The sequence below is a fragment of the Ideonella alba genome (assembly GCF_018069875.1).
Taxonomy (GTDB): Bacteria; Pseudomonadota; Gammaproteobacteria; order Burkholderiales; family Burkholderiaceae_C; genus Ideonella; species Ideonella alba.
In genome coordinates, this window is sequence record NZ_JAGQDF010000001.1 from 186,989 (window position 1) to 207,798 (window position 20,810).

Annotated in this window: 19 protein-coding genes; 15 read left to right on the plus strand and 4 right to left on the minus strand. The window is 71.3% G+C overall.

Features of this window, described 5'->3' with window-relative positions:
* Positions 1–6 precede the first annotated feature (6 nt).
* Genes KAK07_RS00855 through KAK07_RS00900 form a run of 10 tightly spaced genes read left to right on the plus strand, consistent with a single transcriptional unit; the run spans position 7 to position 10,493 of the window.
* On the plus strand, positions 7–1,365 hold the full coding sequence (locus KAK07_RS00855) for a hypothetical protein (protein WP_210858457.1): 1,359 nt from the start codon (positions 7–9) through the stop codon (positions 1,363–1,365).
* On the plus strand, positions 1,362–2,117 hold the full coding sequence (locus KAK07_RS00860) for a cytidylyltransferase domain-containing protein (RefSeq protein WP_210858459.1): 756 nt from the start codon (positions 1,362–1,364) through the stop codon (positions 2,115–2,117). The genes KAK07_RS00855 and KAK07_RS00860 overlap by 4 nt, the downstream gene beginning before the upstream one ends.
* A 47-nt stretch (positions 2,118–2,164) precedes the next feature.
* The gene (locus KAK07_RS00865) at positions 2,165–3,454 is read left to right on the plus strand and encodes an aminotransferase class III-fold pyridoxal phosphate-dependent enzyme (RefSeq protein ID WP_210851891.1); all 1,290 of its coding nucleotides are present in this window, start codon (positions 2,165–2,167) and stop codon (positions 3,452–3,454) included.
* A 19-nt stretch (positions 3,455–3,473) separates the two neighbouring features.
* Complete coding sequence (pseI, locus tag KAK07_RS00870; RefSeq protein WP_210851892.1) at positions 3,474–4,544, plus strand: pseudaminic acid synthase; 1,071 nt, start codon at positions 3,474–3,476, stop codon at positions 4,542–4,544.
* A 21-nt stretch (positions 4,545–4,565) separates the two neighbouring features.
* Complete coding sequence (locus KAK07_RS00875; RefSeq protein WP_210858461.1) at positions 4,566–5,846, plus strand: hypothetical protein; 1,281 nt, start codon at positions 4,566–4,568, stop codon at positions 5,844–5,846.
* Positions 5,847–5,868: 22 nt separating this feature from the next.
* Complete coding sequence (locus KAK07_RS00880; protein WP_210851894.1) at positions 5,869–6,423, plus strand: acyltransferase; 555 nt, start codon at positions 5,869–5,871, stop codon at positions 6,421–6,423.
* Complete coding sequence (locus KAK07_RS00885; protein ID WP_210851895.1) at positions 6,420–7,322, plus strand: hypothetical protein; 903 nt, start codon at positions 6,420–6,422, stop codon at positions 7,320–7,322. The genes KAK07_RS00880 and KAK07_RS00885 overlap by 4 nt, the downstream gene beginning before the upstream one ends.
* Before the next feature lie 11 nt (positions 7,323–7,333).
* Positions 7,334–8,080 carry a DapH/DapD/GlmU-related protein gene (locus tag KAK07_RS00890; protein WP_210851896.1) on the plus strand — a complete coding sequence of 249 codons (747 nt, stop codon included), beginning with the start codon at positions 7,334–7,336 and terminating at the stop codon, positions 8,078–8,080.
* Positions 8,081–9,355: a hypothetical protein gene (locus KAK07_RS00895; protein ID WP_210858463.1), complete on the plus strand. Its 1,275-nt coding sequence runs from the start codon at positions 8,081–8,083 to the stop codon at positions 9,353–9,355. It begins immediately after the preceding gene.
* Complete coding sequence (locus tag KAK07_RS00900; RefSeq protein ID WP_210858466.1) at positions 9,345–10,493, plus strand: glycosyltransferase; 1,149 nt, start codon at positions 9,345–9,347, stop codon at positions 10,491–10,493. The genes KAK07_RS00895 and KAK07_RS00900 overlap by 11 nt, the downstream gene beginning before the upstream one ends.
* Before the next feature lie 4 nt (positions 10,494–10,497).
* Here KAK07_RS00900 and KAK07_RS00905 read toward each other — a convergent pair whose 3' ends face one another.
* Positions 10,498–11,745, minus strand: coding sequence for a glycosyl hydrolase family 28-related protein (locus tag KAK07_RS00905; RefSeq protein WP_210858468.1), 1,248 nt, complete (start codon positions 11,743–11,745; stop codon positions 10,498–10,500).
* Between the two features lie 11 nt (positions 11,746–11,756).
* The gene (locus tag KAK07_RS00910) at positions 11,757–13,811 is read right to left on the minus strand and encodes an SLBB domain-containing protein (protein ID WP_210858470.1); all 2,055 of its coding nucleotides are present in this window, start codon (positions 13,809–13,811) and stop codon (positions 11,757–11,759) included.
* A 154-nt stretch (positions 13,812–13,965) separates the two neighbouring features.
* Between KAK07_RS00910 and KAK07_RS00915 the strand changes: the two genes are divergently transcribed.
* From KAK07_RS00915 to pseH, 5 genes are all read left to right on the plus strand, one after another.
* Positions 13,966–15,057, plus strand: coding sequence for an MraY family glycosyltransferase (locus KAK07_RS00915; RefSeq protein WP_210851901.1), 1,092 nt, complete (start codon positions 13,966–13,968; stop codon positions 15,055–15,057).
* A gap of 62 nt (positions 15,058–15,119) precedes the next feature.
* The gene (gene pseB / locus KAK07_RS00920) at positions 15,120–16,118 is read left to right on the plus strand and encodes a UDP-N-acetylglucosamine 4,6-dehydratase (inverting) (RefSeq protein ID WP_210851902.1); all 999 of its coding nucleotides are present in this window, start codon (positions 15,120–15,122) and stop codon (positions 16,116–16,118) included.
* Complete coding sequence (gene pseC / locus KAK07_RS00925; protein WP_210858478.1) at positions 16,118–17,275, plus strand: UDP-4-amino-4,6-dideoxy-N-acetyl-beta-L-altrosamine transaminase; 1,158 nt, start codon at positions 16,118–16,120, stop codon at positions 17,273–17,275. Before pseB ends, pseC begins: the two co-directional genes overlap by 1 nt.
* Positions 17,275–18,357: a UDP-2,4-diacetamido-2,4,6-trideoxy-beta-L-altropyranose hydrolase gene (gene pseG / locus KAK07_RS00930; RefSeq protein WP_210858480.1), complete on the plus strand. Its 1,083-nt coding sequence runs from the start codon at positions 17,275–17,277 to the stop codon at positions 18,355–18,357. Before pseC ends, pseG begins: the two co-directional genes overlap by 1 nt.
* Complete coding sequence (gene pseH, locus KAK07_RS00935) at positions 18,347–18,862, plus strand: UDP-4-amino-4,6-dideoxy-N-acetyl-beta-L-altrosamine N-acetyltransferase (protein ID WP_310740683.1); 516 nt, start codon at positions 18,347–18,349, stop codon at positions 18,860–18,862. Before pseG ends, pseH begins: the two co-directional genes overlap by 11 nt.
* Here the strand turns inward: pseH and rfbD are convergent, their stop codons facing one another.
* The gene (gene rfbD / locus KAK07_RS00940; RefSeq protein WP_210858484.1) at positions 18,863–19,753 is read right to left on the minus strand and encodes a dTDP-4-dehydrorhamnose reductase; all 891 of its coding nucleotides are present in this window, start codon (positions 19,751–19,753) and stop codon (positions 18,863–18,865) included.
* Positions 19,750–20,808, minus strand: a complete 1,059-nt coding sequence (gene rfbB / locus KAK07_RS00945; protein WP_210858486.1) for a dTDP-glucose 4,6-dehydratase — start codon at positions 20,806–20,808, stop codon at positions 19,750–19,752. Before rfbB ends, rfbD begins: the two co-directional genes overlap by 4 nt.
* Positions 20,809–20,810: the final 2 nt, after the last annotated feature.

Here is a 20,810-nt window from a genome sequence, read left to right on the forward strand (position 1 = left end):
GGACCCGTGCGCACCGTCCTGTTCCTGGAGAACCGCGAGAAGACCGCCCTGTGGGCCCAGGTGGCGCGCCGCTTGCGGGCTCAGCGCCACCGCGTGGTCTGGCTGGTGCAGAACCCGGCCTTTGCGCCGCGCGCCGAGGGCTGTGCCGACGACCTGCGCCGCATGCCCTGGCCCGCCGCCGGTGGCAGCGCGGATGAGGCCGCCGCCCTGCGGCGTCACCCGGTGCTGGTGCGCGAGCGGGGACGCCTGCATTTCGACGCGGGCTGCGCCCACTACGACCACTACGCCGCCGAGATCGCCCGTGCGCTGGACGACTGGCGCCCCGACCTGGTGGTGGGCGAGTGCACCTTGTTCCACGAGCTGCTGGCGATCGAGGCCTGCCGCGCCCGTGGCATCGCCTTTGTCCACCCCTGTGCCAACCGCTATCCGGCCGGCCGCTTCGCGCTGTTCCAGGGCGACACCCAGCTGCCGGCGGCCGGCAGCGGCGAACGCTGGCCCGCCGATCAGCTGGCTGATCTGGCCGAGCGCATCGCCAGCAACCGGGAGCTGCCCTTCTACATGCGCCGCCCCGGGACGGCCGAGCGTGCCTGGCGCCGCGTCCTATGGGCAGCCACCCGGGGCCGCGTCTGGTGGGCCCGGCTGCAGGGCGAGCGCTACAACACGCCATCCCTGGCCCTCAAGTGGCGCCTGTCGCGGGGGGTGAAGGGGCTGCTGCTGCGCTGGCAGGCGCTCGCCCGTCGGCCGTCCGATCCGTCGACCACGCTGCTGTATCCGCTGCAATTGCAGCCCGAGGCCAACATCGATGTCTGGGGTCGCCCCTACTCGGACCAGCTGGCCTTGGTGCAGCGCCTGTTGGCGGCCCTGCCGGCCACGCACACGCTGGCGCTGAAGGCCAACCCGAAATCGAAGTACGAGCTGAGCGATGCGCTGCTGGCGCTGGCCGCGCGCGAGCCGCGCCTGTGCCTGCTGCCGCTGGACCTGCCGATGCCCGAGGCGCACCGGATGAGCCTGGGCGCGGTCACCGTCAGTGGCACCGTGGGCCTGGAGGCGGTGTTTGGCAAGGGCCGCTGCCTGTCGCTGCGCCACCCGGTGATCGAACAGCTGTTCCCGCATTGCCACGCCGAGTCGCCCGAGCAGGCGGTCGAGCGCCTGCTGGCCGACCCGGCGGCGGGTCTGGGCCGCCCCGGCGACGGCCCGCGCCTGCTGGCCGAGCTGATCGCCCACTCCTTCCCCGGCCTGGTCAGTGACCCGCTGTCGCACCCGGCCTGTCTGGAGGAGGACAATATCGACCGCGTTGCCCAGGGCCTGCTGGCCTGGCTGCGCACCCACGAGCCCGCGCCGTCGCCCGACGGCCCCACGCCATGACCACAGTCGCCATCATCCAGGCCCGCATGTCCAGCAGCCGGCTGCCCGGCAAGGTGCTCAAGCCCCTGCTGGGCCTGCCGTCCATCGTCTTCATGGCGCAGCGCGTGCGCCAGGCGCGCTGCGTCGACCGGCTGATCGTCGCCACCAGCGTCGACGCCAGCGACGATCCGCTGGCCGAGGTGCTGGCGGCCCACGGCATCGAATGCTTCCGCGGTCCGTTGGCCGATGTGCTGGCGCGCTTCCATCAGGCGGCGAGCCATGCCGGCGCCGACGTGGTGCTGCGCCTGACCGGCGACTGCCCGCTGATCGACCCCGAACTGATCGACCGCGTGGCTGCGCTGGTCATCGAGGGCAGCGCCGCCTACGCCACCAATGCGGTGCCGGCCAGCTTCCCCGACGGCCTGGATGTCGAGGCGATGCGCATCGAGGCCCTGGCCGCCGCCGCCGCCGAGGCCACGCTGCCCTCCGACCGCGAGCACGTCACGCCCTTCATCCGCCGCGAGGTGCAGCGCTTTCCGGCACGGTCGGTCAGCGCCTTTGCCGACCTGTCGTCGATGCGCTGGACCGTCGACCACCCGGACGACCTGGCGCATGTCGAGGCGCTGCTGGCCGCGGTGGGCGCCACCTCGCCCACCGGCTTCGACCGCTTCGATCTGTACCGCGCGATCGAACGCCACGGCGTGCAGCGCGGCCAGGACCACCAACGCAACGAGGGCTACCTCAAGAGCCTGCGCGACGACGCCGCCGCCTGACCGGCTGCGCCGCCCGCCCCCTTTCCTCCGGACCCCGAGAGACCGCCATGAAATCCTTCCAGCGCTCCGAAGCCTTTCTTGAACGCGCCCAGCGCACCATCCCCCTGGGCAGCCAGACCTTCAGCAAGAGCCGCACCCAGTACCCGCACGGCGTGTCGCCCTATTTCATCACCCGCGGCCAGGGCTCGCGGGTGTGGGATCTGGACGGCAACGAGTACATCGACTTCGTCAGCAGCCTGTGCTCGGTGACCCTGGGCTACCAGGACCCGGACGTGACGAATGCGGTGCGCACCCAGCTCGACGAATCCGGCGTGATCTTCTCGCTGCCGCACCCGCTGGAAGCCGAGGTGGCCGAGCTGATCTGCGAGATGGTGCCCTGCGCCGAGATGGTCCGCTTCGGCAAGAACGGCTCCGACGCCACCTCCGGCGCGATCCGCCTGGCCCGCGCCTGGACCGAGCGCGACCGCGTGGCGGTCAGCGGCTACCACGGCTGGCAGGACTGGTACATCGGCTCGACCGCGCGCAACCGCGGCGTGCCCCAGGCCACGCGCGAGCTGACCCACACCTTCACCTACAACAACCTCGAGTCGCTCGAGACCCTGCTCAAGGCGCACCCGGGCGAGTTCGCCGCGGTCATCCTCGAGCCGATGAACGTGGCCGAGCCGCAGCCCGGCTTCCTCGAGGGCGTCAAGGCGCTGGCCCATGCGCATGGCGCGCTGCTGGTGTTCGACGAGACGATCACCGGTTTCCGCTATGCCAACGGCGGCGCGCAGCAGCTGTTCGGCGTCACCCCCGACCTGGCCACCTTCGGCAAGGGCCTGGCCAACGGCTACCCGGTGTCGGCCGTGGCCGGCCGGGCTGACGTGATGAAGCTGATGGAGGAGATCTTCTTCTCCTTCACCTTCGGCGGCGAGGCGCTGTCGCTGGCGGCGGCCAAGGCCACGCTGACCAAGCTGAAGAACGAGCCGGTGGTGCAGACCATCGAGGCGCGCGGCCGGGCGGTGATCGACGGCACCCGCCAGGTGATCGAGTCGGCCGGCCTGGGCGACATCTTCTCGATGGCCGGCCACCCCAGCTGGAGCTTCCTGATGCTCAAGGACGCCCGCGGCGCCACCAGCTTCGAGATCAAGACCCTGCTGATGCAGGAGCTGCACCAGCGCGGTTTCCTGTCGGTGGGCACGCACAACATCAGCTACGCCCACAGCGAGGCCGATGTGCAGGCCCTGTTGGCCGCCTATGGCGACATCCTGCCGATGATCGGGCGCACGCTCGATGCCGGCACGCTGCGCCAGAGCCTGCGCTGCGAGCCGCTGGTGCCGCTGTTCAAGGTGCGCTGAGCGCACGGGAGACCCACGCATGAGCCAGCAGGACATCCGCATCGGCGAGCGCCTGGTCGGCGCCGGACACCGGCCCTACCTGATCGCCGAGATGTCGGGCAACCACAACCAGTCGCTGGAGCGGGCGCTGGAGATCGTCGATGCCGCCGCCCAGGCCGGCGCCGACGCGATCAAGCTGCAGACCTACACCGCGCAGACGATGACGCTGGACTGCCGCAAGCCCGGCTTCGTCATCGAGGACCCGAAGAGCCTGTGGGCCGGCCGCCAGCTCTACGAGCTCTACGACGAGGCCCACACGCCCTGGGAGTGGCATGCGCCCATCATGGCCCGCGCGGCCAGCCACGGCCTGCACTGCTTCAGCAGCCCGTTTGATGAGACCGCGGTCGATTTCCTGGAAACGCTGGGCGTGCCGGCCTACAAGATCGCCTCCTTCGAGATGACCGATCTGCCGCTGATCGCCCGCGTGGCGCGCACCGGCAAGCCGATGATCATCTCCACCGGCATGGCCAGCGTGGCCGAGATCGATGACGCGGTGCGCTGCGCGCGCGAGGCCGGCGCCACCCAGATCGTGCTGCTCAAGTGCACCAGCACCTACCCGGCCACGCCGGAGAACACCAACATCCTGACCATCCCGCACATGCGGCAGACCTTTGGCTGTCCGGTGGGCCTGTCCGACCACACGATGGGCTGCGGCGTGTCGGTGGCCTCGGTGGCGCTGGGCGCGGTGCTGATCGAAAAGCACTTCACGCTGCGCCGCGCCGACGGCGGCGTCGATTCGGCCTTCTCGATGGAGCCCGAGGAATTCCGGCTGCTGCGCACCGAGTCCGAGCGCGCCTGGCTGTCGGTCGGTGAGGTGCGCTACGGCGGCACCCAGGCCGAAGAGAAATCACGCGCCTTCCGCCGCTCGCTGTACGTGGCCGAGGACATGTTGGCCGGTGAGGTCTTCACGCCGCGCAACCTGCGCGCCGTGCGGCCCGGCTTCGGCCTGCCGCCCAAGTTCCTGGCCTCGCTGATGGGTCAGCGCATCGCGCGCGATGCCGAGCGCGGCACGCCCTGCACCTGGGACCTGCTGGTTCCGCGCGAGGACTGAGGCCGCGCCGGACGGGCACCGATGCTGTTCCACCCCGAGCGCGTCGCACTGGCCGGCCTGCTGGTCTGGCTGCTGCTGTGGCTGATCGCGCCGCTGGACCAGGTGTTCCCGCTGGCCTGGCAGCCGATGGCCTACATGGCCGCCGGCTACGCCGGTTTCTGGCTGGGCTGTCTGGCGCTGAGCGGCCGGCTCAAGCGCGTCATCGCGCCGCAGCGTCGGCGCCAGTTCGGTGCGCGCGCGTTCTGGCTGGTGCTGCTGATCGGCGTGGCCGGCATGGCGCTGCGCCTGTACGACAAGTTCTTCATCCGCGGCATCGACCTGACCGTCGACGCGATGGAGTCGCGCGAGTTGCTCGCCGATGCCGAGGCCGGCCCGCTGGCGGCGGTGGGCGGCGTGCTGTACCCGTTCTGCTACGTGCCGCTGATGCTGTGGTGGGCGCGGCACCGCGACAGCGGCCTGCCCGGCTGGGCGCGCCCGCTGGCGATCGCCGCCTTCGTGCTGCCGGCGGTGGACGCGCTGATCCTGCTGTCGCGCTCGCAGATGCTGGTGGCGCTGAGCATGATGTACCTGTCGGCCGCCTGCGTGCTGTACCAGGGCCAGCCGCTGCACGCGCGGCTGGTGCGGCCGCTGCTGATCGGCTTCACGGCCCTGCTGGGCATCTCGGTGGCCGCCTTCATGTCGCGTCTGGGCCAGATGGACATGGACATCATCTTCAGCATCCTGAACTCCGCCTACGGCTATGTGCTGACGCCCAACAAGACCGCCTTGCTGCTGATCGGCGAGAACGGTCTGGCCGGCCGCGCGCTGGCTGCGCTGCTGCCGCTGAGCCAGTACTACCTGCACGGCGTCTACGAGTTCAGCCTGCTGTGGACCCGGCCCGATGCCCAGGTGTTCACGCTGGGCACGCAGCACTTTGCGCCCTACATCAAGGCCGCCAGCATCTTCAAGCTGATCACCTACCCGGACTTCGGCACCTACGACATCTACTACCGCACGGGGGTGTTCACCACCTTCTTCGGACCGCTGTGGGCCGATTTCGCCTGGGGCGGGCCGCTGTTCACGATGCTGCTGGGCATGCTGGCCAAGCGCTGCGGGCAGTGGGCGCGCGAGGGCCGCATCGCGGTGATGCCGCTGTACGCCTACCTGTGCGTGGTGGTCTTCTTCATGCCGGTGGTGAACCTGCTGGTCAGCGCCCAGGGCATGTACATCGTCAACGCCTTCGTGCTGGTGGCGCTGCTGTTCGGGCGCCATCGCCGAAGCGCGGCGCCACTGCCGTCTGCCGTGGCGCAAGGAAGCTCCTGAGGGCGTCGGGAACAATCGCGAGATGAAGGCGCTGCTGCTGCAACTCGAACGTGCCCTGTGGGGCCGCGCGCCCTTGCGCTGGCTGGTGCTGGGCCTGGACCGGCTGGCGCGGCGCGGGCTGTGGCTGTGGGGGCGGATGCGCTTCGCGGCGCTGGTGCCGCAACGCGGCCAGGGCTGCGTGTGCCACTGGAACGCCGACCTGAAGTACCCCGAACGCCTGACGCTGGGGGATGGCGTGGTGATCGGCACCAATGTGTCGATCGGCGCGCACAGCCCGGTGACGATCGGCCACCGCGTGCGCCTGTCGCGCGAGGTGATGATCGAGACCGCCGGCCTGGACTTCAGCGCGCTGCAGCCGCCCTACACCCACCGTTCGGCCCCCATCGTCATCGAGGAGGGCGTCTGGATCGGCGCCCGTGCCCTGGTGCTGGGTGGCGTGACCATCGGGGCCCATTCGGTGATCGCCGCCGGCGCCGTGGTCACACGCAGCTGCCCGCCGCGCTCGGTGCTCGGGGGCGTGCCGGCCCGGGTGCTGTCCACGATCGACGAACTCTCTGCAAAGGAATCCCGCGCATGATCGCCCGCAAGCTCAAGCGCCTGAAGATGGTGCTGTCCGATTCCCGCTGGTGGGGCTTCTATGTCCAGCGACGCTTCATGTCGCCGCGCACCCGCAACTGGCTGGCCGACCGCATGGCGCGCCGCCGCCCGGCCGGCACCGCCACCGATGCCGCCGCCGCAGCGGCAGCGCAGGCGCTGCGCCAGGACGGCATCTTCATGCTGGGCGAGCTGTTCACGCCCGCGCAGTGCCAGGAACTGCGCAGCTACTTCGAGGGCCTGGACGCCCACGACCCCTACCGCCCGGGCAGCCCGCGCTTCAAGCCGCTGGGCGAGGGCCGGCACCCCGAGGCCCACATCGCGCACCATGACGCCGAGGACATCCTCAACGCGCCCTACCTGCTGCAGCTGGCCAATGACCCGCGCATCATCGCCGCGGTGACCGCCTTCCTGGGCTGCAAGCCCAGCATCGGCTACCTGGCCGCCTGGTGGAGCTACCACACCGCGCTGGGCGCGCAGCAGGCCGAGTTCTTCCACCGCGACGTGGACGACTGGCGCTTCGTCAAGCTCTTCGTCTACCTGACCGACGTCGGCGCCGACAGCGGCCCGCACGTGTATGTGCGCGCCTCGTCGAACGACGAGCGCCTGGCCGAGATCCGGCGCTTCCCCGACGAGGAGGTGGCCCAGGTCTTCGGCGAGCAGGCCATCATGACGATGACTGCCCAAGCCGGCCAGGGCTTCCTGGAGGACACCTTCGGCATCCACAAGGGTCAGCCGGTGGCCCAGGGCACCCGACTGATCTTCCAGGCGGTCTATGGCCTGTCGCCGCTGCCCTATGGCCCGCGCGAGCCGGTGCCGTCGTCGCGCGTGCGCCTGCCGCCGGGGCTGGACCGCTGGACCAACCGCTTCTACGTGGCTTGAGCCGCTCGCGGATGGTTTCGGTCCTCAGAGCGCTGCTGGCGCTGTGCCTGCCCACCTCGCTGGTGCGTCCGCTGCTGAACCTGCTGGGCTGGCGCCTGGCGGCGGGCGCCCGCATCGGCCTGGCCTGGGTGCAGGCCGAGCGCCTGCACATGGCGCCGGGGGCCCGCATCGGCCACCTGAACCTGGTGCGTCTGCGCCGCGTGGCGATGCGCGAGGGCGCCTACCTGGGCCGCGGCAACCTGCTGAGCGGGCCGCTGAGCCTGCGCATGGCCGAACAGGCCGGCATCGGCAACCGCAACCGCGTGCTGCGCGCCGCGCGCGGGGTGGTCAGCGGCCCCTCGGTGCTGCGCATGGGGCGGCTGTCCAAGATCACCGCCGACCACCGGCTGGACTGCACCTGCTCGGTGGCCCTGGGCCACTACAGCACGATGGCCGGCGCCCAGACGCAGCTGTGGACCCATGGCTATGTGCACGGTGAGCAGGGCCACGACCGCTACCGCATCGACGGCCAGGTGATCATCGAGGACAACGTCTACATCGGGTCGGCCTGCCTGATCTCGATGGGCGTGCGCATCGGACGCGGCGTCATCGTGGGCGGCGGCACCGCGGTCTCCAAGAGCCTGCCCGGGCCCGGCATGTACGTGTCCTCACCGGTGCGCGCCCTGGCGCGCCCGGCCGACCCCGACACCCGGCCCGACCTGGAACGCCTGGCCGACCCCGGCCTGGTCGAGGCGGTCTACCGCAAGCGGCGGCCCTGAGTGCCCGGGCGGCTGGATCGGCTGTGGCGGCTGGCGCGCTACCTGGGGGCCTTCGGGCTGGCCCGGGGCGGGCTGTTCATCGCCCCGCTGCTGATCGCCAACGCCTTGCCGGCCGCTGACTATGGTCGGCTGGAGTTCGCCCAGGCGGCCGGCTCGCTGGCGGCCAGCGTGCTGGGTCTGGGCACCGCGGCCGCCGTGCCGCTGGCGCTGATCCAGCAGCACGCCCAGGTCCGCTGGTCGGCGCTGCTGCTGCACCAGTTGCATCTGGCGCTGTGGCTGCTGCTGGCGCTGGCCGTGGCCTGGTGGTGGGTCGGGCCGGTCAGCGCGGGCGCGATGGCGGTGCTGTTCGCGCTGTCGCTGGCCCTGCAGGGCCTGTGGAGCACGCGCCTGAAGTCGGCCGGGCGGGCCGAGGCCTCGCTGGTCATGGACACCGGCCAGTGGCTGGTGCTGGCCCTGGCCACGCTGGGTGCCGCTGCGCTGGCGGTGCCGGCCGGCGATCGCCTGCCTTGGGCGGTGGCGGTGATGATGGCCTATGGCGCCGCGCTGCTGCTGTTCACCGGGGCGCGCTGGCGCCGGGCCCAGCCGCCGGCCGACCGGCAGAGCTACCGTGATGCGCTGCGCCACAGCGTGCCGCTGATGCTGGCCGGTGTGCTGGCGCTGGTGGTCACCACCTCGGGGCGGCTGGGCATGGGCCTGCTCGGCGGCGCCGAACTGACCGGTGCCTACGCCGCGCTGGCGCGTGCGGCGGCCCTGCCCATCGTGGCCCACCAGGTGGTAATGGTGGCGCGTTTTCGCGCGCTGTTCGAACTGCCGCAGGCGGCGCTGGAGCGCGCGCTGCGCAGCGTGGTCTGGGCGGTGGTCGCGGCGGTGCTGGTGTTCGGCGTGGCCAGCGGGCCGCTGGGCCACTGGCTGGGCCCGGCCTTCTCGACCCAGTTCGCCGCCCACCGCGTGGCGGGTCTGTCCATCCTGGCGCAGAGCGTGCTGTGGTCGGCGATCGCGCTGAACGATCTGGTCAATGCCCGCCACGGGTCGGCTGCGGCCACCAACCGCTGGACGGCCGCCTGCCTGCTGCTGGCGCTGCCGCTGGCGGCCGCCTGGCTGCTGGACCGCGGCGTGACGCTGGAGCGCTATGCGCTGGTCCATTCCGGCGTGATGCTGGCCTACTACCTGTGCCAGGCCGCCGGCATGTGGCGCGCCGGGGTGCGCCTGCCGGCCGTCTGGTGGCCGGCGGCGCTGGCCTTTCTCTGCCTGAGCCTGCTTGCCCATGTCGTCTGAGTCCCTGTCCCCCCGTCCCGGCCGCGTGGTCCACTGGGCCAAGTTCTACCCGCCCGAGATGGGCGGCATGGAAAGCGTGGCCGTCAGCCTGGCGCGCGGTGCGGCGCAGGCGGGCTGGCAGGTCGAGGTGGTCTGCTTTGCCAAGGTCCATCTGCCCAGCGGTCCGGACGGCCAGGGCGTGCAGGTCTGGCGGGCGCCGGTGCGCTGGGCGCCGGCTTCGCAGCCGCTGTCGCTGCGCTACCTGTGGCAGGCCTGGCGCCGCGGGCGGCAGGCGGATGTGGTCCACCTGCACGTGCCCAACATGCTGGCGGCGCTGGCGGCGCTGGCCTTGCCGCGGCGCACCCGCGTGCTGGTGCACTGGCACAGCGACGTGGTCGGCAAGGGCCTGCTGGGCCGGGTGCTGGCGCCGCTGGAGCGCGCCCTGCTGCGGCGCGCCGACCGTGTCGTGGCCACCTCGCAGGCCTATGCCGACGGCTCACCCAGCCTGCGTGGCATCGGCCACCGCCTGCGGGTGGTGCCGATCGGCGTGCCGGAGCCGGCGGTCGAGGCGGGCGCGCTGGACCCGGCCGTGCAGGCCTGGCTGGGCCCGCGGCGGCTGGTGCTGGCCGTGGGCCGGCTGGTGCCCTACAAGGGCTTTGCCACGCTGATGGACGCGGCGGCCGCGTTGCCGTCCGATGCCGCGGTGGTGATCGTCGGTGGTGGACCGCTGCACGACGAGCTGAGCCAGCGCATCGCCGCTGCCGGCCTGGGCCAGCGCGTGCTGCTGGCCGGCCGCCAGGGCGACGCCGAACTCGCCGCGCTGCTGCGCCGCGCCGCACTGTTCTGCCTGCCCTCGGTGGAGCGCTCCGAGGCCTTCGGCGTGGTGCTGGTCGAGGCGATGACGCATGGCCTGCCGATCGTCGCGACGCGGATCCCGGGCTCGGGCGTGCCCTGGGTCAACGCGGACGGTGAGTCCGGCCTGAACGTGCCCCCGGGCGATGCCCAGGCGCTGGCCCAGGCCTGCACGCGGCTGCTGACCGACGAGCCGCTGCGCGCCGCGCTGGCGCAAGGGGCCCGCCGGCGCTACGAGGCGGTCTTCACCGAGGCGGCCTCGGTCCAGGCGATGCTGGCGGTCTACGCCGACGCGCTGCGGCGCTGAGCGCTCAGCGAGCGCCGCGCGAGGCGTCGCCGTCGCGGTCGCGGATCTCGTAGCCCATGCGTTGCGCGGCCGCCTCGTGGCCCCGGTAGCGCTGAAGGGCCAGCTTGCCGCCGCTGTTGTCGGAGAAGATGCTGTTGCTGACCTCGACGTCGCGCACATTGGCCGTGTTGGCCCAGTCGAAGCCCACGGCCTGGCCGCCCTGGTCGAAGCGGAAGAAGCTCTGGCGGAACTCGACGCTGCGCACTGCGGCGCGGGCGTCGCCATGGCCCAGCGTGACCCCTGCCGCCGGACACAGCCGGCCCAGGCGGTAGCGGTCGTTGAAGATGAAGCGGTTGTTGGTGAAGCTGCTGCTCGACAGGAAGCGCGCGCCGATGTGGGCGCTGAGGTTGTTGTCGAACTCGCAGCCCTCGACCCACTGCCGGCTGGTGGCCGTCAGTGCGCCAGCGAAGTACAACCCGAAGGCCTGGTCCGCCGGCGCGGCGTTCTCGTGCTGCCAGCCGCAGGCCGAGAACGAGCACTTGGTGTAGGAGTGCGAGGAGCTCTGGACGAACGCGCCCCCCTGCTTGCACAGCACGAAGACACAGCGGTCCCAGCTCCAGGCCGGGCTGACCTGCACGCCGCCGTCGTCGATGAAGCCCCAGCCGCCGCAGCGCTCGATCCAGGTGCTGCGCACGAACATCGTCGAGGCGGAGAAATCGGGGTTGCGGTTGATCGCCAGGTCGGACACGGCGCGGATGCCGTGGCGTCCGAAGCCCATCACCCGGCACTGCTCGATCTCGCCGTACCACCAGCCCATCAGCTCCAGCGCGTCGCATTCGGGACCGGCACCACTGCCGTCCAGGGTCAGCGCGCGCAGGCCGCCGCCCCAGAAGAAGGTGGTGCTCACCGGCCCCTGGGCCGGCAGACCGCGCACCCGCAGCAAGGGGCCGCTGCGCCCCACATAGCGCAGCACCGTGCTGTGCATGCCCTCGCCCTGGAAGCTGATGCCCGAGGTGCGGCCGGTGCCAGGCAAGGTCCAGCTCAGGCTGCGCTCCAGCCGGTAGGTGCCGGCCGGGATGCGCAGCACGCCGCCGCCCTCGGCGAGCTGGTCGATCGCCTGCTGGAAGGCGGCCGAGGCATCGCGCTGGCCGCTGCGGTCGGCGCCCAGGTCGGTGACGTCCACGCTGCGCACCGCGGAGGCCGCGCGCCCGGCCAGGGGCCAGGCCGCGGCCAGGGCCAGGGTGAGCAGGCGGCGGCGCAGCGGCGATGTCATCGGAACCTCGCTCAGTTGGTGGCGGACCGCAGACCGGCCAGGCCCAGGCCCAGCTGGTACAGGATCTGGGTCCAGTCCTTGGCGTCCTGCAGGCGCGTGGTCTTGTTCATTTCCTCGGGCACGAACAGCGTGTCACCGGGCAGGGCGGTCATGCCGGCCAGCGGGCCGCTGCTGAACCAGCCCGCGCCCTGCAGGTTGCTGACCACGCTGCCATTGGCGCGCAGCACGAAGACGGCGTCCTTGTCGGCACCCCGGGTGGGGCCGCCGGCCATCTGCAGGTAGTCGCCCAGGTTGCGGCTGCCGTCGTAGACGAAGTTGCCCGTGTTGAAGACGCTGCCGAACACCCCCACCGAGGTCGGGCGGGCCGGCACGTACAGGCGGTCGCCGTCTTCCAGCTGCATCGGCGGCAGCGCGGCGCTGTCGGGCGCCATCTGCAGCACCAGGCGGCCGTCGGGCTGCAGGTTGCGCATCTTCTCGACCAGGCGCGCCGCAGCGTCGGCCCGGGCCTCCTGGGCCTTGACCTCGTCGCTGCTGGCGATGCGCTGGGTGGAGCTGGCGCGGGTGATGTCGACCTCGAGGTCGCGCAGCACGCGCTCGTAGTTGATCATCTGCGCCTGGCGCACGGTCTCGCGGGTGAACTGCGCGCCGAAGACATAGGCGTTGCCGGTGAAGCCGCCGGCCAGCTTGATGAGGTCGTCCAGGCTGCTGGCGGCCGGCAGCACATACACGCCGGGACGCAGCACCTCGCCCTCGATCACGACGCGCTTGTTCTGCCGCACCGTGGGCTGGCGCGGATCCACCGCGCTGTGCACCGTGACGATGTCGCCGCGGCCCAGCGGGCGACGCGCCGCCTCGGACAGCGGCACCTCGAAGACGCGGGCGCCGTTGCGGTCGTCCAGCGGCTCGATCGACAGGCGGTTGGCGTCCGCCACCGAGGACAGGCCACCGACCATCTTCAGCGCGTTGTCCAGCGTCTCGCCGGGCTTGAGCTCGACCACCGCCGGCAGGTTCACGCTGCCCAGCAGCGCCACCTGGGGGCCGACCGGCAGCACATGCACCACATCGTCCGGCTGCAGCACCTGGTCGGCGCGGCGGTCGCCGCTGACCAGCAGGTCATACAGGTCGAAGGGCATCGGTGCCTGGCCCTTGCGGCGCAGCTCGATGCGGCGGAAGCTGCCGGCCGCGGTGGGGCCGCCCGCCTGGATCAGCGCCGACGAGACCGTGGACAGGCCGCTGACCACGTAGCTGCCGGGGCGGGCCACGAAGCCGGTCAGGTAGACCCGCATGCCGCGCAGCTGGCCCAGCGACACGTTGAGGTTGAAGTTGCGGAAGACCTTGGCCAACTGGCGGTTCAACAGCGCCGGCAGCTCGCTGTAGCGGGTGCCGGCAACCATCACGCTGCCCGCGCGCGGCAGCGTGATGCGGCCCGCACGGTCCACCTGCACGCGGGTATCGACATCGACCGAGCCCCAGACGGTGATCGCCAGCTCGTCGCCGGGCACCACCACATAGTCGGCCGGCACCACCGGCGAGGGATCGGTGGCGCCCAGGTCGGGCTGCATCAGCTCGGCGCCCAGGCGGCGCACCATCACTGGCATCGCCAGGCGCTGCACGTACTGTTCGAACTCGCCGGGCACGTAAGGCACCGCCTCCGGCTGCCAGATCTGGCCGGGCAGGCCCTGCAGCCGCTGCTGCTGGCCTGGGTTCTGCAGGGTGCGCAGACCGCCGGGACGGCCTTGCAGGCGCGGGTCGAGCGGCTGCATGCTGGAGGGCGGGACCTGCATCTGAGGCATGCCCATCGTGTTGCCCTGGCCGTAGCCGCCGACCGTGCCGGTCTGGTTGCCGTAGACGCCGGTGGTCGAGCCCGTGGTGTTGTTGCCGTTGTTGCCCAGCACCTGGCCGGCGTAGCCCCCGGTGTTGCCGGTGACCACCGGCAGCCCCAGGTTGTTGTTCAGCGAATTGTTGGACTGGGCCTGCAACACCGGCGAAGCCAGTCCCAGCAGAGCCGAGAGGATCAGCGGCAGCGCACGCTGGACGACGGGGGCGAGGTGAGAGGGCAGGCGCATCGTCTTCTGAAAGTGGTCACGTCCAGGACCGCGTCGCCAGGGCGCCGCAGCACCCAGGCGGTCCGCACGGTTCGCGCTGGCGCGCGGCCCGCGCCGACGGGTCGAGCCGGCCATTGTAGGGGGCGACCCTCAGGGGCGGCGGTAAGATGGCGGGATGGAGATCCTGTTGACATCTTTCACGGTGGCCTGGGTCCTGACCCTTATCGCGGTGAGATCGTCACGGCATTTTGCGCACCTGTCGCACGACAACGACCTGTCGGGCCCGCAGAAGATCCACGCTGAACCGGTGCCCCGCATCGGCGGGCTGGGCATCTTCGGTGGCGTGCTGGCAGCGGTGGTGCTGCTCGACTGGCGCGGGGGCCCGGGATGGTCGTTCGGTGCCTTGCTGATGATGGCCGCGGTGCCGGCCTTTGCCGCCGGTTTCATCGAAGACCTGCTCAAGTCGGTCAGCCCCTTGCGTCGGCTGCTCGCCACCGCGGCGTCGGCGGCACTCGCGGCCGTGCTGGTCGATGCGCTGGTGCGGCGCACCGACATCCCTGGCCTGGACTGGGTGGCTGCGTCCACCGTGGGTGCCGCCGTGCTGACCATCCCGGCCGTGGCGGGCATTGCCAACGCGGTCAACATCATCGACGGCTTCAATGGACTGGCCTCGATGTGTTCGATGCTGATGCTGGCTGCCATCGCCTACGTGGCCTTTCAGGTGGGCGACCAGGAACTGGTCTACCTGGCCGTGGCGGGGATTGGCGCCGTGCTGGGCTTCTTCCTGTGGAACTACCCGGCCGGCCAGATCTTCCTGGGCGATGGCGGCGCCTACTTCCTGGGCTTCTTCGTGGCCGAACTGGGCGTGCTGCTGATCGTGCGCAACCAGCAGGTCTCGCCGCTGTTCCCGCTGGTGGTGTGCATCTACCCGGTCTTCGAGACCCTGTTCTCGATCTACCGCCGGGTGGTGGTGCGTGGCCACCATGCCAGCCACCCGGATGGCGTGCACCTGCACTCCCTGGTCTTCAAGCGCCTGATGCGCTGGGCGGTGGGCAGCCAGGACCCGCGCCAGCGCACCCGCCGCAATTCCCTGACCTCGCCCTACCTGTGGGTGCTGTGCTCGCTGCCCCTGGCGCCGGCGGTGCTGAGCTGGCACAGCTCGGCCATCCAGGCGGCGCTGCTGGTCACCTTTGCCCTGATCTACGTGGCGCTGTATTCGCGCATCGTGACCTTCCGCACGCCGCGTTGGCTGATCTTCCGCCGCTGATCCTCGCCCCGGCCGCCCGAGGCGGCAGCGAGATAATCCCCTCTTCAGTCCCCGTCAACACCATGCTCAGCAACCAGACCATTCTCGTCACCGGCGGTACCGGCTCCTTCGGCAACACCTTCGTGCCGATGACCCTGGCCAAGTACAACCCGAAGAAGATCATCATCTACTCGCGCGACGAGATGAAGCAATGGGACATGGCCAAGAAGTTCCAGGGCGATCCGCGCGTGCGCTTCTTCATCGGTGATGTGCGTGACCGCGAGCGCCTGTACCGCGCGCTCGACGGCGTTGACCTGGTCGTGCACGCCGCCGCCACCAAGATCGTCCCCACCGCCGAGTACAACCCCTTCGAGTGCGTCAAGACCAATGTGCTGGGCGCGATGCACCTGATCGACGCCTGCATCGACCGCGGTGTGCGCCGCGTGGTGGCCCTGTCCACCGACAAGGCCTCCAGCCCGGTCAACCTGTATGGCGCCACCAAGCTGGCCTCGGACAAGCTGTTCGTCGCCGGCAACTCCTACGCTGGCGGCCATGACACCCGCTTTGCGGTCGTGCGCTACGGCAACGTGATGGGCTCGCGCGGCTCGGTGATCCCCTTCTTCCTGTCGATCCGCGACAAGGGCGAGCTGCCGATCACCGACGACCGCATGACCCGCTTCATGATCTCGCTGGAGCAGGGCGTGGAGCTGGTCTGGCACGCCTTCGAGGACATGGTGGGCGGCGAGATCTACGTCAAGAAGATCCCCTCGATGAAGGTCACCGACCTGGCCACCGCGGTGGCGCCCGAAGCCACGCAGAAGGTGGTCGGCATCCGCCCGGGCGAGAAGCTGCACGAGCAGATGATCAGCCCCGAGGACTCGTTCTACACCTACGAGTACCCGGAGCACTTCAAGATCCTGCCCGCCATCCACAACTGGGACACCACCAGCGAGCGCATCAAGGACGGTGTCAAGGTGCCCGAGGGCTTCGAGTACGCCAGCGACAACAACAGCGAGTGGATGAGCATCGAGCAGCTGCGCGAATGGGTGGCTGCCAACGCCCACAAGATCGGCAACATCTGATGATCCCCTACGGCCGCCAGAACATCACCGACGCCGACGTTGCCGCTGTCGTCGAGGCGCTGCGCTCCGACTGGATCACCCAGGGCCCGGCGATTCCCCGCTTCGAGCAGGCGCTGGCCGAGCGCGTGGGCGCGCGCCACGGCGTGGCGATGTGCAACGCCACCGCCGCGCTGCATGTGGCCTGCATGGCGCTGGGTCTGGGCCCGGGCGACCGGCTCTGGACCAGCCCGATCACCTTCGTCGCCTCGGCCAACTGCGGCCTGTACTGCGGCGCGACGGTCGATTTCGTCGACATCGACCCCCGCAGCTACAACATGGACGTGGTCGCGCTGGAGGCCAAGCTGCGGGCCGCACAGGCCAGCGGCACGCTGCCCAAGGTGGTGGTGCCGGTGCACTTTGCCGGTCAGAGCTGCGACATGGCGGCCATCCACGCGCTGGGCCAGCGCTACGGCTTTCGCATCATCGAGGATGCCTCGCACGCGGTGGGCGGCAGCTACCTCGGTCAGCCGGTGGGCAACTGCCGCTACAGCGACATCACCGTCTTCAGCTTCCACCCGGTCAAGATCATCACCACCGCCGAGGGCGGCATGGCGATGACCCATGATCCGGCGCTGGCGCAGGCCATGGAGCGGCTGCGCAGCCACGGCATCACCCGCGACCCGGCGCAGATGGACGGCGCCCCGGAAGGCGGCTGGGACTACCAGCAGATCGACCTGGGCTACAACTACCGTCTGACCGACCTGCAGGCGGCGCTGGGCCACTCGCAGCTGAGCCAATTGGAGGGCTCGGTGGCGCGCCGCCACGCCATTGCGCAGCGCTACGACGCCGAACTGGCCAGCCTGCCGCTGATCACCCCCTGGCAGTCGCCCGACGCCCACTCGGCGCTGCACCTCTACCCCATCCAGGTCGATCCGTCGCGCACCGCCGTCAGCCGCCGTGCGCTGTTCGACGGCCTGCGCGCCGCGGGCATCGGCGTCAACGTGCACTACATCCCGGTGCACACCCAGCCGCACTACCGCCGCCTGGGCTTTGCCCGCGGCGATTTCCCCGTGGCCGAGGCCTACTACGCCCACGCGGTGTCGCTGCCGATGTTCCCCACCCTCACCGAGGCCGAGCAGGGCACGGTCATCGCCGCGCTGCGCCGCCTGCTGGGCTGATGGACGCACGCGGCCGACGCCTGCTGGTCCGGGCCGATGCCTCGACCACGCTGGGCGCCGGCCATGTGATGCGAACGCTGACGCTGGCCAACGCCTGGCGCGAGCGCGGCGGCGAAGCGCTGTTTGTCTGCCGTGAAGCGCCCGGCCACCTGGGGGATCTCGTCGTCGCGCGGGGCCACGGCCTGCGCCTGCTGCCGCCCGAAGCGGCCGCGCCAGCGCAGGATGCGCTGCAGACCTTGCAGGCCAGCGCCGACTGGCGTGGTGCGACACCGCTGGACTGGGCGTTGGTGGACCACTACGGCCTGGCGGCCGACTGGGAGCGCCCCTGGCGCGGGCCGGCCGCGCGGGTGGCGGTGATCGACGACCTGGCCGACCGGGCGCACGACGTGGACCTGCTGCTGGACCAGAACCTGGGTCGGCAGGCCACCGATTACGACGCTCTGGTGCCTGCCCAGGCGCGCCGCCTGATCGGGCCAGCCCATGCGCTGCTGCGGCCCGAGTTTGCAGCGCGGCGGACAGACAGCCTGGCACGCAGGGCGAACGGCGAGCTGCGCCACCTGGTGATCAGCATGGGCGGCTCCGACCCGGGCGGGGCCACCGCACGCTGCCTGGCCGCGCTGGCAGCGGCACCGGCGCTGCCGCTGGCGCGCGTCACCGTGGTGCTGGGGCCGCAGGCCCAGACACTGGCGCAGGTGCGCCAGGCGCTGGCCGCGTTGCCCCTGCCCACCGAGCTGCGCCTGAACGAGCCCGACATGGCCAGCCTGCTGGCCAGCGCCGACCTGGCGCTGGGCGCGGCCGGCGGCAGTGCCTGGGAGCGCTGCTGCCTGGGCCTGCCCACGCTGCTGCTGGTGCTGGCCGACAACCAGGCGCCGGGCGCCCGGGCCCTGGCGGCCCAGGGCGCTGCGCTGTCGCTGGGCGGGCCTGATGACCTGCCGCAGGCGCTGGTGCCGGCGCTGCAGGCGCTGTCCGAGCCGGCGCGCCTGCTGGCCCTGTCGCGGGCGGCGGCGGCGCTGTGCGATGGCCTGGGGGCGGCACGCGTGGTGCAGGCCCTGCTGGACGAGGGGCCCCGTGGTGAGCACTGACCGCCTGCGGCCGCTGCGGGCCGAGGACCTGCCGCTGGTGCGCGCCTGGCGCAACCACCCCGCGGTGCGCCAGCACATGTTCACCACCCACGAGATCACGGCCGACGAGCATGCGCAGTGGTTCCAGCGCCAGCAGGCCGACGCCACCCGGCGCCTCTACCTGTTCGAGCGCGACGGCGTGCCCCAGGGCTTCATGCACCTGAGCGGGGTGCGGCCGGGCGGGGTGTGCGAATGGGGCTTCTACGCCGCGCCCGATGCGCCGCGCGGCACCGGTCGGGCCATGGGCGCGGCCACGCTGGCCGAACTCTTCGAGGTCGAGCAGGTGCACAAGATCTGCGGCCAGGTGCTGCAGGGCAATCGGGCGTCCTTGCGCTTTCATGAGGCACTGGGCTTCCAGCCCGAGGGCGTGCTGCCGCAGCCGCACGTCGGCGCTGACGGCCAGCGACAGGACGTGCACTGCTACGGCCTGCAGGCCGAGGCCTGGCGCGCCACGCGCACCGGCTGATCAGGGCAGCTCGGCCAGCATCCGGTCCACCCCGACCTGCCAGTGCGGCAGCACTAGGTCGAAGGCCTGCTGCAGGCGCCGCGTGTCCAGCCGCGAGTTCAGCGGCCGCTGTGCCGGCGTGGGGTACTGGGTGGTGGGAATGGCGCGGATCGCCGCGGGCGCCACCTTCACCGGCCGGCCCTGGGCACGCGCCCACGCGATCACATGCTGCGCGTAGCCATGCCAGCTGACCTCGCCGCCGGCCACGCAGTGGTACAGGCCGGCCAGCTCGGGCCGCTGCTGCAGCGCGCGCAGCGCGTGCGCACTGACATCGGCCAGCAGCTCGGCCCCGGTGGGCGCGCCGATCTGGTCGTCGATCACGTTCAGCGCGTCGCGCTCGGCGGCCAGGCGCAGCATGGTCCTGGCGAAGTTGCCGCCGCGTGCGGCGTAGACCCAGCTGGTGCGCAGGATCAGGTGGCGGCAGCCGCTGGCCTGGATCTGCTGCTCGCCACCCAGCTTGCTGCGGCCGTAGACGCTCAAGGGGCCGGTGGCGGCGTCCTCGTCGCGCGGCGTGTGGCCGCTGCCGTCGAAGACGTAGTCGGTGCTGAAGTGCAGCAGCGTGGCGCCGAGCGCGGCGGCTTCACGGGCCAGCACGCCGGGGGCGTCGGCGTTGATCGCCTGGGCCAGCGCGGGCTCGCTCTCAGCCTTGTCGACCGCGGTGTGGGCGGCGGCATTGACGATCACGTCGGGGCGCACGGTGCGCACCGTGGCGGCCAGGGCCTCGGGCTGGCTCAGATCAGCGTGCAGCGTGGCGTGGCCACGCCCGGGGGCGATGAGCTCGCCCAGCGGTGCCAGCGCGCGCTGCAGCTCCCAGCCGACCTGACCGTTCGGTCCGAGCAGAAGAATCTTCATCGCGCGCTGTAGTGGGTGCCGATCCAGTCCTGGTAGGCACCGCTCTGCACATTGGCCACCCAGGCCGCGTTGTCCAGGTACCACTGCACCGTCTTGCGGATGCCGGTGGCGAAGGTCTCGGCCGGGCGCCAGCCCAGTTCGCGCTCGATCTTGCGCGCATCGATCGCGTAGCGGCGGTCGTGGCCGGGGCGGTCGGTCACATGGGTGATCAGCCGGGCGTAGGGGCCGGCTGGGTCGGGGCGCAGCTCATCGAGCAGCGCGCACACCGTGTGGACGATGTCGATGTTGGCCATCTCGTTCCAGCCGCCGATGTTGTAGGTCTCGCCCACGCGGCCGCCGGCCAGCACTGCGCGGATGCCGCTGCAGTGGTCCTTGACATACAGCCAGTCGCGGATCTGCCGGCCGTCGCCGTACACCGGCAGCGGCTTGCCGGCCAGCGCGTTGACGATCATCAGCGGGATCAGCTTCTCGGGGAAGTGGTAGGGCCCGTAGTTGTTGGAGCAGTTGGTGGTCAGCACCGGCAGGCCGTAGGTGTGGTGCCAGGCCCGCACCAGGTGGTCGCTGGCGGCCTTGCTGGCGCTGTAGGGGCTGTTGGGCTCGTAGGGGTTGGTCTCGGCAAACGGCGGGTCGCTGGGCTTGAGGGAGCCATAGACCTCGTCGGTGCTGACGTGGTGGAAGCGGAAGGCGGCCTTCCCGGCACCGTCCAGCGTGTTCCAGAAACCCCGCGCGGCCTCGAGCAGGGTGAAGGTGCCCTCGACATTGGTCTTCACGAAGGCGCCGGGGCCATGGATGCTGCGGTCCACATGGCTCTCGGCCGCGAAGTGGACGATGGCGCGCGGGCGGTGGGTGGCCAGCAGGCCATCGACCAGCGCGCGGTCGCCGATGTCGCCGTGCACGAAGACGTGGCGCGCATCGCCGTCCAGCGCGGCCAGGTTGGCACGGTTGCCGGCGTAGGTGAGGGCGTCGAGGTTGACGACCGGCTCATCGCTCTGCGCGAGCCAGTCCAGGACGAAGTTGCTGCCGATGAAGCCGGCGCCGCCGGTGACAAGAATCATGA

Bases quoted from the DNA above. Each gene is read 5' to 3' on its own strand.
- rfbD (WP_210858484.1), bottom strand. From the start codon at position 19,753: ATGAAGATTCTTCTGCTCGGACCGAACGGTCAGGTCGGCTGGGAGCTG.
- pseC (WP_210858478.1), top strand. From the start codon at position 16,118: ATGATCCCCTACGGCCGCCAGAACATCACCGACGCCGACGTTGCCGCT.
- rfbB (WP_210858486.1), bottom strand. From the start codon at position 20,808: ATGATTCTTGTCACCGGCGGCGCCGGCTTCATCGGCAGCAACTTCGTC.
- KAK07_RS00875 (WP_210858461.1), top strand. From the start codon at position 4,566: ATGCTGTTCCACCCCGAGCGCGTCGCACTGGCCGGCCTGCTGGTCTGG.
- pseG (WP_210858480.1), top strand. From the start codon at position 17,275: ATGGACGCACGCGGCCGACGCCTGCTGGTCCGGGCCGATGCCTCGACC.
- pseI (WP_210851892.1), top strand. From the start codon at position 3,474: ATGAGCCAGCAGGACATCCGCATCGGCGAGCGCCTGGTCGGCGCCGGA.
- KAK07_RS00905 (WP_210858468.1), bottom strand. From the start codon at position 11,745: ATGACATCGCCGCTGCGCCGCCGCCTGCTCACCCTGGCCCTGGCCGCG.
- KAK07_RS00885 (WP_210851895.1), top strand. From the start codon at position 6,420: ATGATCGCCCGCAAGCTCAAGCGCCTGAAGATGGTGCTGTCCGATTCC.
- KAK07_RS00860 (WP_210858459.1), top strand. From the start codon at position 1,362: ATGACCACAGTCGCCATCATCCAGGCCCGCATGTCCAGCAGCCGGCTG.
- KAK07_RS00910 (WP_210858470.1), bottom strand. From the start codon at position 13,811: ATGCGCCTGCCCTCTCACCTCGCCCCCGTCGTCCAGCGTGCGCTGCCG.
- KAK07_RS00890 (WP_210851896.1), top strand. From the start codon at position 7,334: ATGGTTTCGGTCCTCAGAGCGCTGCTGGCGCTGTGCCTGCCCACCTCG.
- KAK07_RS00915 (WP_210851901.1), top strand. From the start codon at position 13,966: ATGGAGATCCTGTTGACATCTTTCACGGTGGCCTGGGTCCTGACCCTT.
- pseB (WP_210851902.1), top strand. From the start codon at position 15,120: ATGCTCAGCAACCAGACCATTCTCGTCACCGGCGGTACCGGCTCCTTC.
- KAK07_RS00880 (WP_210851894.1), top strand. From the start codon at position 5,869: ATGAAGGCGCTGCTGCTGCAACTCGAACGTGCCCTGTGGGGCCGCGCG.
- KAK07_RS00865 (WP_210851891.1), top strand. From the start codon at position 2,165: ATGAAATCCTTCCAGCGCTCCGAAGCCTTTCTTGAACGCGCCCAGCGC.
- KAK07_RS00900 (WP_210858466.1), top strand. From the start codon at position 9,345: ATGTCGTCTGAGTCCCTGTCCCCCCGTCCCGGCCGCGTGGTCCACTGG.